At 52.6% G+C, this 17,190-nt stretch carries 16 protein-coding genes; 11 read left to right on the top strand and 5 right to left on the bottom strand.

Annotated features, from left to right (window positions below; all coding sequences use genetic code 11):
* Positions 1-30: 30 nt before the first annotated feature.
* The 4 genes from ACX9GU_RS09220 to fruB form a co-directional block, all read right to left on the bottom strand.
* Positions 31-1,641, bottom strand: a complete 1,611-nt coding sequence (locus tag ACX9GU_RS09220; RefSeq protein WP_473194537.1) for a ShlB/FhaC/HecB family hemolysin secretion/activation protein — start codon at positions 1,639-1,641, stop codon at positions 31-33.
* Positions 1,642-1,972: 331 nt separating this feature from the next.
* Positions 1,973-3,661, bottom strand: a complete 1,689-nt coding sequence (gene fruA / locus ACX9GU_RS09215; RefSeq protein ID WP_473194536.1) for a PTS fructose transporter subunit IIBC — start codon at positions 3,659-3,661, stop codon at positions 1,973-1,975.
* 14 nt (positions 3,662-3,675) lie between these two features.
* Positions 3,676-4,614, bottom strand: a complete 939-nt coding sequence (gene fruK / locus ACX9GU_RS09210; RefSeq protein ID WP_021805853.1) for a 1-phosphofructokinase — start codon at positions 4,612-4,614, stop codon at positions 3,676-3,678.
* On the bottom strand, positions 4,611-5,744 hold the full coding sequence (fruB, locus tag ACX9GU_RS09205; RefSeq protein ID WP_179247804.1) for a fused PTS fructose transporter subunit IIA/HPr protein: 1,134 nt from the start codon (positions 5,742-5,744) through the stop codon (positions 4,611-4,613). Before fruB ends, fruK begins: the two co-directional genes overlap by 4 nt.
* Before the next feature lie 250 nt (positions 5,745-5,994).
* Between fruB and ACX9GU_RS09200 the strand changes: the two genes are divergently transcribed.
* The 4 genes from ACX9GU_RS09200 to setB all read left to right on the top strand — a co-directional run bounded on the left by ACX9GU_RS09200 (position 5,995) and on the right by setB (position 11,668).
* Entirely contained in the window at positions 5,995-6,414 is a 420-nt protein-coding gene (locus ACX9GU_RS09200) for a nucleotide triphosphate diphosphatase NUDT15 (protein ID WP_179253681.1), read from the top strand.
* A gap of 227 nt (positions 6,415-6,641) precedes the next feature.
* Positions 6,642-7,802, top strand: coding sequence for a NapC/NirT family cytochrome c (locus ACX9GU_RS09195; protein ID WP_473194535.1), 1,161 nt, complete (start codon positions 6,642-6,644; stop codon positions 7,800-7,802).
* Positions 7,803-7,814: 12 nt separating this feature from the next.
* Positions 7,815-10,295: a trimethylamine-N-oxide reductase TorA gene (gene torA / locus ACX9GU_RS09190; protein WP_473194534.1), complete on the top strand. Its 2,481-nt coding sequence runs from the start codon at positions 7,815-7,817 to the stop codon at positions 10,293-10,295.
* Between the two features lie 161 nt (positions 10,296-10,456).
* Positions 10,457-11,668 (top strand): sugar efflux transporter SetB, encoded by a 1,212-nt coding sequence (gene setB / locus ACX9GU_RS09185; RefSeq protein WP_473194533.1) that lies wholly within the window; start codon positions 10,457-10,459, stop codon positions 11,666-11,668.
* Here setB and ACX9GU_RS09180 read toward each other — a convergent pair.
* Positions 11,632-11,886, bottom strand: a complete 255-nt coding sequence (locus tag ACX9GU_RS09180) for a YkgJ family cysteine cluster protein (protein WP_021805859.1) — start codon at positions 11,884-11,886, stop codon at positions 11,632-11,634. The two genes, setB and ACX9GU_RS09180, sit on opposite strands and share 37 nt — an antisense overlap.
* Before the next feature lie 144 nt (positions 11,887-12,030).
* Here ACX9GU_RS09180 and ACX9GU_RS09175 point away from each other — a divergent pair, with 144 nt between their 5' ends.
* From ACX9GU_RS09175 to yeiP, 7 genes are all read left to right on the top strand, one after another.
* Entirely contained in the window at positions 12,031-12,984 is a 954-nt protein-coding gene (locus tag ACX9GU_RS09175; protein ID WP_473194532.1) for a hypothetical protein, read from the top strand.
* 1 nt (position 12,985) lies between these two features.
* Complete coding sequence (locus ACX9GU_RS09170) at positions 12,986-13,381, top strand: DUF1240 domain-containing protein (protein ID WP_473194531.1); 396 nt, start codon at positions 12,986-12,988, stop codon at positions 13,379-13,381.
* A gap of 25 nt (positions 13,382-13,406) precedes the next feature.
* Positions 13,407-13,886: an Hcp family type VI secretion system effector gene (locus tag ACX9GU_RS09165; protein WP_473194530.1), complete on the top strand. Its 480-nt coding sequence runs from the start codon at positions 13,407-13,409 to the stop codon at positions 13,884-13,886.
* On the top strand, positions 13,777-14,346 hold the full coding sequence (locus ACX9GU_RS09160) for a DUF1240 domain-containing protein (protein ID WP_473194529.1): 570 nt from the start codon (positions 13,777-13,779) through the stop codon (positions 14,344-14,346). Before ACX9GU_RS09165 ends, ACX9GU_RS09160 begins: the two co-directional genes overlap by 110 nt.
* Positions 14,347-14,475: 129 nt before the next feature.
* Entirely contained in the window at positions 14,476-14,769 is a 294-nt protein-coding gene (locus ACX9GU_RS09155; protein ID WP_473195144.1) for a DUF1240 domain-containing protein, read from the top strand.
* 452 nt (positions 14,770-15,221) lie between these two features.
* Complete coding sequence (mtr, locus tag ACX9GU_RS09150) at positions 15,222-16,466, top strand: tryptophan permease (RefSeq protein WP_166732965.1); 1,245 nt, start codon at positions 15,222-15,224, stop codon at positions 16,464-16,466.
* 122 nt (positions 16,467-16,588) lie between these two features.
* Positions 16,589-17,161, top strand: a complete 573-nt coding sequence (gene yeiP / locus ACX9GU_RS09145) for an elongation factor P-like protein YeiP (protein WP_021805861.1) — start codon at positions 16,589-16,591, stop codon at positions 17,159-17,161.
* The last annotated feature ends 29 nt before the right edge of the window (positions 17,162-17,190 follow it).

Here is a 17,190-nt window from a genome sequence, read left to right as displayed (position 1 = left end):
GGCCCTTTCCCGGCCTCGGTTGTGTTGGCGCTATAACGTAACGGTGGCTTGCCAATAGGCCACCCAACGATCCGGTTGCAAGCTTTCCGGGTATCTTAACGGTTTGCCAAAAGTGAACGACTGGCCGAACCAGCGGCTGTTTATTACCGCCCCCACCGCCGCACCGGTGACATTTCCCCCGTCGATTCTCCCTGCCCGGCCTTGAACCCAACCTGAATCCATTGCACCGATAAGGGTGAGATCTCCCAACCCCGGCTGCCAACTAAGCTCATTACGCCAATAGGCTCCGCGGTTACCGGTCAGGTATTGCTCTCTGAAGCCACGCACCGAATATTGCCCGCCAACGGAAATACGTTCACTGGAATACAGGTTGTCCGGGGTGGTTTGACCATAGGCTGAAGTTAGGTAAGACAAGGAAGAAACCAGAGGATGAAAATAGCTAGTGCTGAGACTGAATTTACGGAATTTGCTGCGCGGCAGGTCACGGTGTTGCGGATCGTCCGCCGTCGCTCCCAACATAGACAAACCGTGACTGATAGTGGGATTGAACGTCAGATAGCCCTGCCCTAAAACCGCACTGTAATTGCCGCCAAAGCTCAGTGAACTGATTGTTGGACTACTTACTGCCAATCGTTCCCCCGCCAACCGATTTTCCGTACGCCGCCGGGTCAGCTCTATATCTATGCCGAACTTACGCGTACCATCACGAAACAGCGTTCGGTTGGCGCTCAATCGATGAGTCTGGCTATCTCCCTGATAGCGGTAAGTCGCTTGGTTGAACGGTATTGCCTGAAAAAAATCACTCCAGGCATAGTGATAACCAACTTGCCAGTAGCCGTAAGGCAGACTCATGCTGCCACTGAAGCTGCGACTACGGTGGTTATGGTTGAAATGGCTATTGCGCGCGACGGAAAATGCCCACTGGTCGGCAAGGCGTAAGGGATTATCCAGTGTCACCCCCACATTCATCTGGCCGGTACCCGTGCTTTTTTGGCCGCTGTTATCGGCCCCTAAAGAGAGAGTCAGCGGCAAGCGCTTGGAAACTCGCAGCAATAAAACGTTTGAATATCCGGGACGTAAATCGGGTTGGATATCAATATTCACCTGCTGCGAAGGCAAGCGATTGAGCTGTTCCATGCCTTGCTCAATATCCCGCAGGTTTAATACTCTGCCGATCAGGCCCGCAAACGCCATTTTCAGCGCCAGCGTCTCTTTCCCATCAAGGGTTATGGAACCAATCCGCCCTTCGCTAACGCTGATGATCAGCACACCGCTAGAAATATCCTGGGCTTTCAGGTAGGCCTGAGAGGTCACAAAACCACGTTGCAGGTAAGCATTGGTCGTTTCACGTACCAATTGGTTGATATTGGCCAACGTCAGGCAGCGCCCTCGAAAGGGGAAGACAAGTTGTTCCTGCACTGACCATGAAAGGCTGCCAACTCCCTGTAAAATGATCTGGTGAACTTTTTGGCAGGCCTCCCCAGACAGATCTGGCGTCGGAGAAGGAAGTGTAGGCAACGAAACTTGGTTTTCTAATGCTTCACGCTGTTGCTGTGCCTGCTCCAACATCCCCCTTTGCCGTTGAATGATGCTATCGCGGTCAGCCGGGCTAAATTCTGCTGCCTGACTGTAATGAGTCATCCCACCGCAGGTGGATGCAATAAATACCAAAGATGAGACCCATCGCTTCCATGCAAACATTTTAATATATCCATTTACGCTTAGTTACTAATGTGATCGTTATTCGATCAATCAGACCCAAATGTAAATGATTTTCATTTTCATAAAAATTCGGAAATGATCACTTAATGAACAGTGAAGGCGATGGTATTGCCGATTTTTACGAGACAAATACTAATTATGCAGGAGAGAAACGGTGGGAAAAGGGAAACTCTTGTTGCGGCAAATCCTCAGGTAGGTAGAACTGACTAGGCTGTGCTCCTAAGGAGCACAGCTTATTATCAAGTAACCGTTACGCCACCGTGGCTACCGGCGCTTCAGAGCGTTTAAGGACCGCATAGGCCACGCCCGCCAGCAGGGTACCTGCCACAATCGCCAGCAGATACAGCAGCACCGGCGAGATAGCACCAGGGATCAACAGCACGAACAGACCACCGTGTGGTGCCATCAGTTTTGCACCGAAGGCCATCGACAGCGCACCAGTCAGGGCTCCACCTGCGATACAGCACGGCAGAACGCGCATCGGGTCACGGGCAGCAAACGGAATTGCCCCTTCCGTGATAAAGCACAGCCCCAACACCAACGCGGCCTTGCCCCCTTCCTGCTCGGACTTCTCGAACTTGCGACGAGCCAGAATGGTCGCCAGCCCCATCGCCAGCGGTGGTACCATACCTGCCGCCATAATCGCCGCCATAGGTGCGTAGACCGAAGAACTCAACAGCGCTACGCCAAAGGCATAGGCCGCCTTGTTAACCGGGCCACCCATATCGGTACACATCATCGCACCGAGGATTGCGCCCAGCAGTACCGCGTTGGCGGTGCCCAGCGATTGCAACCAGTTGGTCAGGCCAACCATGATTTTGGCAACGGGTGTGCCCACTACGTAAATCATGATCAAACCGGTGATCAGGCTGGCAACCAGCGGAATAATCAGGATCGGCTTGAGCGCTTCCATACTCGGTGGCAAACGCAGCTTACCGCTGATGGCCTTGGCCACGTACCCCGCCAGGAAACCGGCAATGATACCGCCAAGGAAACCCGCACCGGTGCTAACCGCCAACATACCGCCGATCAGGCCCGGCGTCAGGCCAGGACGATCCGCAATGGAGAACGCAATGTAGCCCGCCAGAACCGGCACCATCAGCGCAAAGGCCGAACCACCACCGATCTGCATCAGCGCCGCAGCCAGCGTACCTTTGACTTCAAACGCCTTGATACCAAACACGAACGACAGCGCGATACACAGACCGCCCGCCACCACCATCGGCAGCATGTAAGACACGCCCGTCAGCAGGTGGCGATAAGGCCCTGCGCTCTCTTTCTTCTTGCCTGAGCTCGCGGTGCTGCCACTTTTTTGCGGCTGGAAAATCTCGGCTTCTACCTGTGCCTTATCCAGTTCCTGTACGGTTTTCTTCAACGCCAAACCGGTCGAGGTGCGATACATCGGCTTGCCGGCAAACTTGTCCAGATCCACTTCGATATCTGCCGCGACAATCACCAGATCGGCCGCCGCCACTTCTTCTGGGGTGATCGCATTCCCGGCACCGACGGATCCGCGGGTTTCAACTTTCACCCACCAGCCACGTTTCTTGGCTTCGCTCTCGATGGCTTCGGCCGCCATAAAGGTATGCGCAACGCCGGTCGGGCAAGCGGTAACGGCAACAATGCGTTTCGGACCGGCGGATTTTGCCAGTGCTACCGTCTGGGCCGGAGCCTGATACGGTTTGGCTTGCGCCTGTGCCGTGGCCAGGAAGGCTTCAGGCTCACGCACCGCATGTTCCACATCTCCGATATAAACCTGTTTGCCGTTCAGCTCAGCGTCAGCAGGTGCAGCAACACCAGCCACTACCACCAGTTCGGCCTCGTTGGCCGTGTTAACCAGCGTCAGGCCGGTTTTGGCCGCAGCGGCCTCAAGCATGCGTTTCGCCAGGTGGCTACGAGCCTGCCCGAGCGAACTGTCTATCATCAGCAGCGTTTTCATTCTGACTCCTGCGATTAATTAAAGGGTTTCAGATCGACGCGCGCCATCATCGCGGCCAACTGCGGGCGATCGGTGATGCCAACGTTGCTCTGGCTCACTGCCAGGGCAGCCACGGCAGTCGCCAAGCGCAAGGTATGTTCGCTGGATTCACGCATCAGCAGGCCGTAAATCAGGCCGCCGACCATGGAATCACCGGCACCCACGGTGCTGACCACCTCACAGGCTGGCGGTTTGGCGATCCAGGCGCCGGAGGCGTTAACCCACAGCGCGCCTTCGGCACCCAGTGAGATCACCACGTGGGCAATGCCCTGTTCACGCAGGGCGTGAGCGGCTTCCACCACATCTTCCAACTTCGGCAAGGGTTTGCCTGCCCAGATTTCCAGTTCACGACGGTTAGGTTTTACCAACCACGGCGAGGCTTTCAGCCCGGCCACCAGCGCTTCACGGCTGCTGTCAAAAATGATGCACGGACACTGCGCACGCAGGCGGGTCATCCACTCGGTGAAGGCTTCCGGAGCAACCCCGGCAGGCAAACTGCCGCTGACCGCCACCATGTCGAACTGGCCCAGCCAGCTCAGGGAATCCACCACAAAGCGTTCCCAATCCTGCGGCGTCACTTCAAAGCCGGAAAAGTTGAAATCGGTCACTTCACCGTCTTTTTCCGTCAGCTTAACGTTGATACGTGTACGCCCAGGGACCACCTGGAAACGGTTGGCAATCCCCAAATCGCTGAACAGCAGTTGGAAACCATCCTGGTTGTCTTTACCAAGGAAACCGCCAACGGTGACGTCGATACCCAAGTCTTTCAGTACCTTGGCAACGTTGATCCCTTTACCTGCCGCATGAAGACCGGCAGTTCTTACCAGGTTAACCTCACCCCGTTCGATCTCCGGGCAAAAGCCCACCAGATCGTAAGCCGGATTCAGGGTTATGGTTGCTACTCTTCTGCTCATGCTGCACCCTCGCCAAGACCTTCACTGATGGCTTCGCCGATGGCTTTCAGCGCTGCTTCAGCATCGTCACCACTGGCGGTAAAGCGCAGGTGATGACCTTTTTTCACTCCCAGTGCCACAACCTTCATCAGGCTGCGGCCGTTAGCCGGTTTACCGCTGCCGTCGAGATTGGTAACGGTAATTTCACTGGAGAACTGTTTGATTACGTTGACCAGCGCAGTGCCTGGGCGGGCATGCAGACCATGCTCGTTGCGCACCACGTATTCCGCACTCAGAACCGCGCTCTCTTCAGCAACTTCGCTGGTCAGTAACGCCAGCACGCCCACCGCATCGGCGTTCAGCAAGCGTTCAGCTTTTTGGCTCACTAACAGATCGCTTAAGTAGTTCAGCACCGTCAGCGGCTGTTGATCGGCGACGGCGACGGTCAGTAACAGCGCGACCTTTTCGCCCTCTTCATCAAACGCCTGTGCCGGGCGGCTGACGGTGGCAGCGCTGGCCAGGTTGCCTTCAGTGCTGTCGCTCAACCAGATCCCCTGCCCCAGATTCAGCGGCTTGCGGGTGATCACATCACTGACAAACTGAGCGTTAACCGCGCCGATTTTTTGCAGACGGCCCGCGTTCAAAGCTTGCAGCGTCATCAGCGAATCGGCGGCCACATCAAGAGCAATCAGTGAGGCATCAAACTTGAATTCAGCCGCCAGCTTCTCGCCCATCAGCAAACTGCGCAGTTCTTCAGCTGAAGTCGTTTTTGCCAGCTGTTCGGCGACGCTGTCATCGCTGAGCACGTGCGTGAGCTGACGCAGTAGCGCCAGGTGTTCATCGGAACGCGCGGCAATGCCGATCACCACATAGGCCGTTTGGCCTTCGCCCCACTCGATACCCTGCGGAAACTGGAATACCTGAACACCGGTGTTCAGCACCAGATCGCGGGTATCGGTAGTGCCATGTGGAATGGCGATGCCGTTGCCCAGATAAGTCGAGGTTTGCAGCTCGCGCTGCAGCATGCCGTCAACATAGGCGGCGCTAACGCATCCGGCGGAGGTAAGCGCTGCCGCTACCTGCCGGATGGCTTCCTGTTTGCCGCTAGCGGCAGCTCCCAGGTGAATATCTTGCTGTGACAACTGGAACATGGTTCTCCTCTCCTGCTGAATTGAATCGTTTCAGCCAAGTTAAGAAAAAGGAGCGTTACCCATCGCCTAACCAGGCCATCGATGACGCTGAAACGTTTCAATGAGTGTGTGAGCAGCAATTACCGAAAGCAAGTTTTCTCGATCTCGACGTGATAGTTTTTTGACCTTACGCACACTTTTCTGGCTAAAACCCCCATCCACGGGGGAAAATGGCATACTGTGCTGAAACAGTGCTGAAGGAAATAACAACATGGTTGCCACCGGTATCGGGGTCATAATCGTTAACGCTCAAGGGCAAATCCTGCTGGGGAAACGCTGCAGCACCCATGCCCCTTTTTGGTCGATCCCCGGGGGGCATCTGGACGCGGGGGAAACCTTTGAACAGTGCGCCCAACGCGAAATCGCCGAAGAGACCGGGTTGCAGATCGACCCGCCAACCTTTATTGGCGTCAGCAATAATCTGCAAACCTGGCGTGCAGAGGGAAAACATACGGTGTCGATCTGTATGCTGGTTCAGCATCCAGGAGGAGAAGCCGAGCTGAAAGAGCCGGAAAAATGTGCCGAATGGCGCTGGTGTTCCCCGCACGACCTGCCGGAACCCCATTTTGAAGCAAGCAGAACGGCGATCCACCTATGGTTGAGCCAACAGGTATATCTGCCGATATTGTGACGTTATTCCCTCCAATTTCTCCCCTGTTCATCAAAGTAAATCGCTATATAAACTAGAATATAACGCTATTTTATTGCTCAATCACTCTACTTTTCGCTGTAAATACCCCTAAGGTATTAGGTTTATTTTGCGAAAATACCTATACTTATCCAGGTGTTTCAGACCTGGTGTCGAAACCTTTTTGGCAAGTTTTTCCTTGGTATTTCATAACTATAAGTGGGTTCAATATGAGCAAAAAACAAACTGGCTTTGAAAAGCGACGCCGGTGGGGATGGCTATGGATTTTGGTGATCGGGATTATTCTCGGTGCCGCACTGCTGGCGGGGACCGCAACGGTCTTCCATAAAACCAGCGATACCGCCTTCTGTGTCTCCTGCCACACCATGCAACAACCTCTGGCCGAATATCAAGGCAGTGTCCACTTCCAGAACTCCAAGGGGATCCGCGCTGAATGCGCCGATTGCCACGTCCCTCATGAGCCGCTCGATTACCTGTGGACCAAGATCCGCGCGGTGAAAGACATTTATGGCGAAATGACCGGCAAAATCGACACCCCGGAAAAATACGAAGCCCATAAGCTGGCCATGGCACAATCGGTCTGGAAGACGTTGAAAGAAAACGATTCAGCCACTTGCCGTTCTTGCCATAGCTTCGATGCCATGGATATCACCGCCCAGCGTCCTGAAGCCCGTATTCAGCACCCGGTGGCCATCAAGCAAGGTGAAACCTGTATCGACTGCCATAAGGGCGTAGCGCATATCCTGCCGGATATGAGCGGTGCCGCACAGGCCGGCGCTGCCGAATTGGCGAAAGCCGCGGCGGAAACCTCTCCAACAGCAACCACGCTGTTCACCATCGCTACCGAACCGTTCTTCCTGAAAGCCGACGATACGCATAATGCCGGTAACCTGATGCCTTCAACCGAAGTTCACGTCGTGAAACAGGAAGGTGACAAGGTGCTGGTAGACGTTAGCGGCTGGCAACAGGATGGCGTCAGTGAAGTATTCTACGCCGCACAAGGTAAACGTATCCTCAGCGTTCTGCTGGGCGAAGACGCGCGCAAACTGCTGAAAACCGGCAGCACCATGACCGATGCCGAAACCGGCCTGGTCTGGCATCAGGTTTCATTGCAGGTCTGGTTACCACGTAAGCAGCTGATCGACGATCAACAGAAAATCTGGCGTTATACCGCCGATATGATGTCCGCCAACTGTACCGGCTGCCACGGCCTGACCGCCCTTGATCGCTTCAACGCCAACCAGTGGATCGGCGTGATTAAAGGTATGGCTCCTCGCACCTCGCTGTCGCAAGAACAACTGCGCGTTCTGACGCAGTACGTTCAGAAACATGCCAGCGATATGCAACCTGCCACACCGGCCAAAAGTTAAGGGAGAAGCGAAATGAGCAAGTACCAACAACAACCATTGGCCATGAGCCGCCGTCGTTTCCTGACCGGTGCCAGCGCTCTGGCAGCCGTGCCTCTATTTGCGGGTCTGTGGCCTAAATCAGCATTGGCGGAAGCCATCAGCCAGGCATTACCACAGTTTGTAGCCTTACGTCAGGCGCAAAAAGGCATCCTGACCGGAGCGCACTGGGGCGCATTTGAAGCCATCGTGCAAGATGGAAAAATGGTCGGCGTGTTGCCGGTCAAAGACGATCCTTACCCGAACGATCTGATCACCATGGCCCCCCACCAGGTCCATGCGGAAAACCGTATCAAGTACCCAATGGTACGTAAAAGCTGGTTGGAAGGCGGCCCTGGCAGCCGTACCGAGCTGCGCGGCAACGATGAATGGGTGCGCGTCAGCTGGGATAAGGCTATCGATCTGGTCGGTAACGAAATCGTCCGTTTGCAAAAAGATCACGGCCCGCAGTCGATCTATGCCGGTTCTTACGGCTGGAAAAGCGTGGGCATGCTGCACAACAGCCGTACCCTGCTGCAACGCCTGATGAACCTGAGTGGCGGCTTCCTTGGCTATGCCGGTGACTATTCTACCGGTGCTGCACAGGTGATCATGTCGCACGTGATGGGGTCAATGGAGGTTTACGAACAGCAAACCGCCTGGCCAAACGTCATCGACAACAGCCAACTGGTGATCCTGTGGGGCTGTAACCCGATGGTTACGCTGAAAAACAGCTGGAACGTGCCAGACCACGTCGGCCAGACCGGCTTTGAGGCGCTGAAGAAGAAAGGCACCCGCATCATCAGCATCGATCCGGTGCACAGTGACAGTGCCAAATATGTCGGCGCACAGTGGATCGCTCCGCGTCCGTACACCGACAGCGCGATGCTGATCGGTATCGCCCACACCCTGTTGACCGAAAAGCTGCATAACCCGGACTTCCTGAAAACCTACACCGTGGGCTTCGACAAGTTCCAGGCCTATCTGCTGGGTGAAACCGACGGTACGCCAAAAACTGCCGAGTGGGCTGCCGATATCAGCGGCGTTGATGCCGAAGTGCTGCGCCAGTTGGCGCGCGATATGGCAAAACAGCGCACCATGATCATGGGCGGCTGGGGGATCCAGCGTCAGCATCACGGTGAGCAGCAGCACTGGTTGCTGGTGACCGTGGCGGCCATGCTTGGCCAGATCGGCCTGCCTGGCGGCGGCTTTGGCTTCAGCTATCACTACTCTTCCGGCGGCAGCCCAACGGCCAAAGGCGGCATCCTCTCCGGTATCTCTGCGGGGAATGCACCGAAAAATTCACCAACGCCAATCCCGGTGGCACGTATTGCCGAATGCCTGACCAACCCAGGCAAGACCATTCACTTCAATGGGACCGATGTCACCTACCCAGACGTGAAGATGGTGTACGTGGCCGGTGGTAATACCTTCCACCAGCATCAGGACACCAACAATCTGGTCAAAGCCTGGCAGCGGCCGGAAACCATCGTGGTTAACGAACCGTACTGGACGGCCACCGCCAAGCATGCGGATATCGTGCTGCCTGCGACCACCAGCTATGAGCGTAACGATCTGGAGATGGGCGGCGACTACTCGCAGCTGTATGTCTTCCCGATGCATCAGTGCGTGCCGCCGCAGCATGAGTCACGCAACGACTTCGATATCTTCGCCGCTCTGGCCGCCAAGCTGGGCGTACTGGATGCCTTTACCGAAGGCAAAGACGAAACCCAGTGGCTGAAAGGCATGTACGACGACATGAAGTTGCAGGCCCGCGCCGCCCGCGTTGCCCTGCCGCCGTTTGACATGTTCTGGGAGTCGAACAACTACATTCGTTTCCCGATCCCGCAGGAAAACAAACAGTGGGTACGTTTCGCCGATTACCGTGAAAACCCGCTGCTTAATCCGTTGGGGACTCCGTCCGGCAAGATTGAGATCTATTCCGATGCCATCTCGAAGATGGAGTATCTGGATTGCAAAGGTATCCCGACCTGGATGCCGCCGCATGAATGGTACCGTGGCCCAGAGGCAGCTAAATACCCGTTGTCACTGAATACCGCGCACCCGACTAACCGCCTGCACTCACAGCTCGACAACACGCCGCTGCGTAAGAAGTATGCGGTGGCCGACCGTGAGGCGATCTTGATCCATCCAGAAGATGCCAAATCGCGCAACATCACTAACGGCGATTTGGTGCGGGCGTTTAACGACCGTGGGCAGATCCTGGTTGGTGCCATTGTCAGTGAAGATGTGCGCCCAGGTGCGGTGCGGATCAGCGAAGGTGCCTGGTACGATCCGGCCGATCCGTCAACGCCGGGGTCGATCTGTAAGAACGGCAACGTCAACTGCCTGACTTTCGATATTGGCTCATCCAACCTGGCACAGGGCAACTGCGGCCAGATGGCACAGTTGGAAATTGAGAAATATCAGGGCGAAGTGCTGAAGAATACCGCGCACGACGTTCCTGCTGGCGCATAACCGCTAACCACCAGCGCAGGGTGATGGTGACATCGCCCTGCTCTTTTCCTGCCGACAGAGACAATCTATTTACCCATTCCTTGATTGAAACAGGTTTTTGTTTTTTTTAAACGAGCGTATTATGCGCGCGTCTCCCTTCTCTTTGGCTATTCATTCAGCTTATGCGTACTTCAACTGTGGCGACACGACGCTTGCCCGATTTAACTTCGTTGGCATTTCTGGTCGTGGCTTTTCTCACCGGGATTGCCGGTGCCTTACAGACGCCCACGCTGAGTCTGTTTCTCTCCACCGAAGTGAACGTACGGCCAACGATGGTCGGGCTGTTCTTTACCGGCAGCGCGGTGATCGGCATTTTGGTCAGCCAGTTTCTGGCCAGCCGCTCAGATAAGAGGGGCGATCGCAAATCACTGATCTTTGTCTGCTGCATGTTGGGCGCGTTGGCTTGTGCGCTGTTCGCCTGGAACCGTAACTACTACCTGCTGTTGTTCGTCGGCGTGCTGCTGAGCAGCTTCGGCTCGACCGCCAACCCGCAAATGTTTGCCCTGGCACGGGAACATGCCGAGCACACTGGCCGGGAAACGGTGATGTTCAGTTCTATCTTGCGTGCTCAGGTTTCGCTGGCCTGGGTGATTGGCCCGCCGATCGCCTTTGCGCTGGCTTTGGGGTTTGGTTTTAAGGTGATGTATCTGGCCGCCGCCGCCGCCTTTATTCTCTGCGGAGCGCTGGTATGGAAGATGTTGCCCTCCATGCCAAAAGTGCAGAGTACCGGCGGGGCGACGCTGGAAGCCCCCCGCCAGAATCGCCGGGATACGTTATTGCTGTTTATGGCCTGCACCTTAATGTGGACGGCCAACAGCATCTATTTGATCAATATGCCGCTGTACATGGTGCGAGAACTGCAGTTACCGGAAAAACTGACGGGAATACTGATGGGTACCGCTGCCGGGCTGGAAATCCCGACCATGTTGCTCGCAGGCATGGTGGCCCAACGCTTTGGCAAGCGTTTCCTGATGCGCTGTGCGGTGATTGCCGGGGTACTGTTCTATGCCGGGCTACTATTTATTACCGGTACCTGGCAACTGATCGCCCTACAACTGCTGAACGCGCTGTTTATCGGGGTGCTGGCGGGGATTGGTATGCTCTATTTCCAGGATTTGATGCCTGGCCAGGCCGGGGCGGCCACCACGCTGTTTACCAATACCACCCGCGTTGGCTGGATTATTGCCGGTTCGGTCGCCGGGGTCGTGGCTGAAATGTGGAGTTATCACGCGGTATTTTACTTTGCGTTGGCGATGGTCCTGGGTGCCGTGCTGTGTATGTGGCGGTTGAAGGACGTTCAAGGGGCAGTATCCGCCTCCAACTTGGCAAGGTAGATCAGCGCCTCATCACGGCGGTCGTGGCACATCTCACGGCTGGCCTGCAGGCTGCCACAGACTTTGGGCCGCAGCGGCGAATGAAATATCCCACAGCGCAGTTGCGGGTCCAGATGGATGCAACGGGTATTGGCCGGTTTGCCATTGGGCATACCAGGGATCGGGCTGGAAATCGAAGGTGCGATACAGCAGGCACCACAGTCGGCACGGCAGTCCATCTGCGATCCTATGGGGGCTGATTATGTGGTTGAGACAATAGCAGAACGCCGCATTAAGTTATACTCATTCACAATGCTTACCAATAGTGCTAGAGTTTGTTTTTCATGGAGTGGAAAGCTTAGAACTATCAATGGAGTGAGATCATGTCAGATAAAAATTTCAACCCAAGTTGGGAAGGCTACATGGGGGACTTCCTGAAGGGTAATGTCGGGATCAACCAGCTAAAACCCCAGCATGAGTTCCTTGATACTATCGGCTTAGAGAAAGCATTAAGCGATAACACGCAATATCACGTCGTTCTTACGATCGCTGAGGCAAAAGGTATTATTGATGACATCAACTCTCGCCGACCTGGAAACCCAGGTCTGGGCCGTGGTGAAGCGTTCGCTCGGGGCTTTGAGCAACAAAGCACCAGCCGTGGTGATGCGTTCGCCAGAGGCCTTGAACCAAGAAATGCCATATCCTCCGTGTTTAAGGTTACCGATCCTATCTCCACTTATGCAGGCAATATCTATGATGCGCGTGGGCTATTTGATGTCATCATTGAGTTTAAGAGAATAGGCATAACGGCCACGCTGTTCACAGGAGCAAATGGCGTGAATCTTATTCACATATCCGGCTATGCCGGGCTTCGACGAACCATTACTGGCACACGGTATGCGGCCAACCATCCGCAAATGTTAGCGATGGGTATTGGGCAGCAAGGCATTAATACAGCGATAGTAAGAGGCGCACGCTTTTGTATCCTTTTCTCTGTGGGATATCGCATTTTAGAAAGTATTTTCAAAGATGAATATACTTTGACCGACTTTATCGGAAATATAACTGTGGATATGGCTAAACTCGCCATTACCACTGTTGCATCTTATGCTCTAGGTGTAGCATTGACTGCAACAGCAATTGTAGGTGGAAGCATTATTGTAATTGCAGCAGTATTGTTCGCTATTAGCTTTGCAATAGTTTTAACTTTAGACAATATAGATGAATATTATGGTCTAAGCAATAAAATGATAGCGTTATTGAAAGAAAAAATGAAAGTAAAGCCACGAACACCTGAAGCAAACTTCCAGCACATCCTTAATAATTTAGGGAGGTGACATGAAAAATAAATATTGGAAAATATTCGGCACAATAGTATTACTGGTGATATTTACTGGCATATCTTTATTTATATGCAGTTACGTAATTTCGTTAATATTAATGAAAAATGAAATAAAATTTTCCTCATCTGTATTTATTGTTTTCTTTTCTTCACCTTTGTTAATTTATGTTTTATCTGGTTCTGTTTATTTTTTTGTTTTTGATAGATTACCTAAGCATAATAAGATAACGATCAATTATTTGACTAAGCTAACGCTGGCATCAATCCTTTTTAGTTTACCGGTTTCCTTGTATGTAAACTACAAACTTAAACATGATGGCTACTTGACCTGTGACAGAATTTCGTGGATGTCACCAACGACTTATGTAAAAGATTTATCACTTTGCAAATGATGTTTACTATAACATAGAGGGACTTATGGCTAATTTGATTTATGCAGGTATCAACGGTGTTAAACAAGGCTTGATCTCCGCGGGTTGCTCGACTCTTGACTCCATCGGCAATAGATGTCAAAAAGGACATGAGGATCAAGTTTACGTTCTTGCTTTCGATCACAATATATCCAGAATGCAAAACGTATCCCACCAGCCAGTCAGAATAACCAAGCCGATTGACAAATCATCGCCCTTGCTTGGAATGGCAATATCAAATAATGAAAAATTACAAATTGCATTGTACATGTACCGTGTCAATCCTGCTGGGACTCTAGAAGTTTTTTATACTATAAAGCTTAAGGATGCCTATATCTCAGACATCACCCAGCACTGCCCAAATGCACTTACACAAAATGATGGTCAACCCTACGAGATCATTTCATTATCCTACACAAGCATTGATTGGCAGCATAATATTTCAGGCACATCGGGCTATAGTATATGGGATGAGAGAGTTTATTGATTTAATGAATAGCCAGCAGATTTTCTGGTGGCTACTTATTGAACATATCAACATTAAGACTACTATGAATAATAAATACGTTAAAATATTGCTAGCAACAGTGCTCTTTATACTATATTCATTCGCAGCGTTACTAACCTATCAATATGTAGTATCATTAGTATTCATGGAGGATGAAATAACCTTTTCCGCATCTGTTCTTATGGTTTTCCTTTCCAGCCCACTGCTAATATATGCCATGCTTAGCGGTGTATATTTTTTTATTTTCAATAAACGCCCAAAATACGATAAAGGAATCACTCGATATTTGGTTTATCTAATGTTTACCTCATTTGTTATCAGCTTACCCATTGCTTTATATGTTGATTATAAACTAAAGCATACCGGTTATTTAACATGTGACAGGATATCATGGCAATCACCCACAACTTATGTCACCAACCGCTCACTTTGCCAGTGAAACCTACCATAAGATAAGGATAGTCTTGTGAAAAACAGATACTGGAAAATATTAGGGGCATCAGCATTACTGGCAATATTCGTATGTTTATCGCTATTGATTTACAGTTACGCTATTTCATTGATATTGATGGAGGATGAAATAACATTTTCAGCATCTGTATTTATCTGCTTTTTTGCAACGCCTTTGATAGTTTACACTTTTTCTTGCTCTGTTTTTTTCTTTATTTTTGACAGACAACCTAAATATAACATAATAATCAGCAAGTATTTAATCATGATAGCGTTCGCATCATTAATTTTTAGTTTTCCTATCTCTCTGTATGTAAACTACAAACTCAAACATGATGGCTATTTCACGTGCGATAAAATTTCTTGGATGTCACCAACGACTTATGTGAAAGATTTATCACTTTGTAGATGAGTGGCATTTCCCGCAATACCCAACAATTAAACAAAGAAATACATCATAATACGTAAAGTGACGCCCCTCACCCTAACCCTCTCCCACAGGGAGAGGGGACTGAATGTGCTACAACTTAACGTCAGTAACTGGCCTCGGCACCGCAATAACTCCATCTCGCTTAGGGCAAGCCACGGATAAACTTCAGCACCTGACTACAGCGCCGTTCATACCCTTTGGGAGAGCCACCAAGCATGCCACAGACAGATTTCTGCACCTGACCACAACGCCATTGCAGCCCCCTCGCCCTATGGGAGAGGGCTGGGGTGAGGGGCAAAACCACCAAAATAACGCTCCTAACCGCTGAAGATTGCACCAATCCCTCCAAATCTCCGCTTTACATGCACACATCGCGCACGTACCATTAAGCTAGTACAATAGAACTCAAGGCCAACGGCCAATCAGGAGCAATAATGTCTGCGGACACCATCCAGAAGCTTTCCCGCCCTTCCGTACTCGGTGGCGCGATGATCATTGCCGGCACCGCCGTAGGTGCAGGTATGTTCTCTATTCCTATCGTAACTTCTGGCGTGTGGTTCAGCGGCTCCGTGGCGCTGCTGATTTATACCTGGTTCTGTATGCTGATCTCCGGGCTGATGATCCTGGAAGCCACCCTGAATTATCCGGCGGGCGCCAGCTTCCACACCGTGGTCAAAGATCTGCTTGGCAAAGGCTGGAATACCCTTAACGGCCTGTCGATCACCTTCGTACTCTATATTCTGACCTATGCCTATATCTCGGCGGGCGGCTCGATCATCGCCCATACGCTGGAAGGCGTTTTTGGCGCCAACCAAACCCTGTCCGGATTGGTGTTTGCCATCGTTGTAGCCTTTATCGTCTGGTTATCCACCCGTGCAGTGGATCGCCTGAGCACCATTCTGATCGGCGGTATGGTGATCACCTTTGTGTTGTCCGTCGGTGATATGTTTACCCACGTGCAGCCTGCCGTGTTGTTCAACCAGGGTGGCAGCGACGCCAACTATCTGCCCTATGCGCTCGCAGCATTGCCTTACCTGCTGACCTCGTTCGGCTACCACGGCAATGTTCCTGGCCTGGTGAAGTATTATCAGAAAGACAGCGGTGCCGTGGTGCGCAGCCTGGTATACGGTACCTTGCTGGCGCTGGCGATCTATATCCTGTGGCAGTATGTGATCCAGGGCAATATCGCCCGTGATGCCTTCAAGCAGGTGATCGCCGAAGGGGGCAACATCGGCAGCCTGCTCAAGCAGATGGGTAACGTTTCCAGTAGTCATGCGGTAGGCCAACTGCTTAACGCCTTCTCTTATATGGCGCTGGCCAGTTCATTCCTGGGGGTGTCGCTGGGGCTGTTTGATTTTCTCGCCGACTTCTTCAAGTTCAAGGATAACCAGGCAGGCCGCACCAAATCGGCACTGGTGACCTTCGTGCCGCCAACCCTGGCCGCGTTACTGTTCCCGAACGGTTTCCTGTACGCCATCGGCTTTGCTGGCCTGGCCGCCACCATATGGGCGGTGATCGTCCCTGCGATGATGGCACGCGCCAGCCGCCGCCGTTTCCCACAGGCGAGCTACCGCGCTCCCGGCGGCCAAGGCATGATCCTGTTCATCATCCTGTTTGGGGTGATTAACGCCGTGGCCCACGTGCTGACGCTATTAGATCTGCTGCCGGTGTTTAAATAAGCCTCAAGGGTGGCTACGGTCGCCCGTTTTCCCCACTCTTTTTGCGCGCGGCTCTTGCCTGAAAAGCACGGCGCGAGTAACTTGTCGCAACTTCCTAAAATCTATGTTGACAGGGTATTCCAATGGCAAGAGCGAACGAAATCAAGCGCGGTATGGCGATCAATTACAACGGCAAACTGCTGCTGGTAAAGGACATCGATGTCCAGAGTCCAAGCGCCCGTGGTGCCAGCACGCTGTATAAAATGCGCTTCTCCGACGTCCGTACCGGGCTGAAGGTAGAAGAGCGTTTTAAAGGTGATGATATTCTGGACACCATCAGCCTGTCCCGCCGCAAGGTGAACTTCTCCTATATTGACGGCGAAGAGTATGTGTTCATGGACGATGAAGACTACACCCCTTATATCTTCAAGAAAGATCAGATCGAAGATGAGCTGCTGTTCATCCCTGAAGCGGGCTTGCCGGGTATGCAGGTACTGACGCTGGATGGCCAGGTGCTGGCACTGGAACTGCCGCAGACCGTGGATATGGAAATTGTTGAAACCGCTCCGGGCATCAAAGGGGCTTCTGCCAGTGCGCGTAACAAGCCGGCCACCATGGCGACCGGCCTGACCATTCTGGTACCGGAGTACCTGAGCAGCGGTGATAAAATCCGCATTCATATTGCAGAACGCCGCTATATGAGCCGCGCAGACTAGTCAACGGTAGGGGCGCAACCTGAGTGCGC

This window comes from Serratia sp. K1WW1, from assembly GCF_055790865.1.
This window is presented reverse-complemented; position numbering and strand designations above follow the sequence as displayed.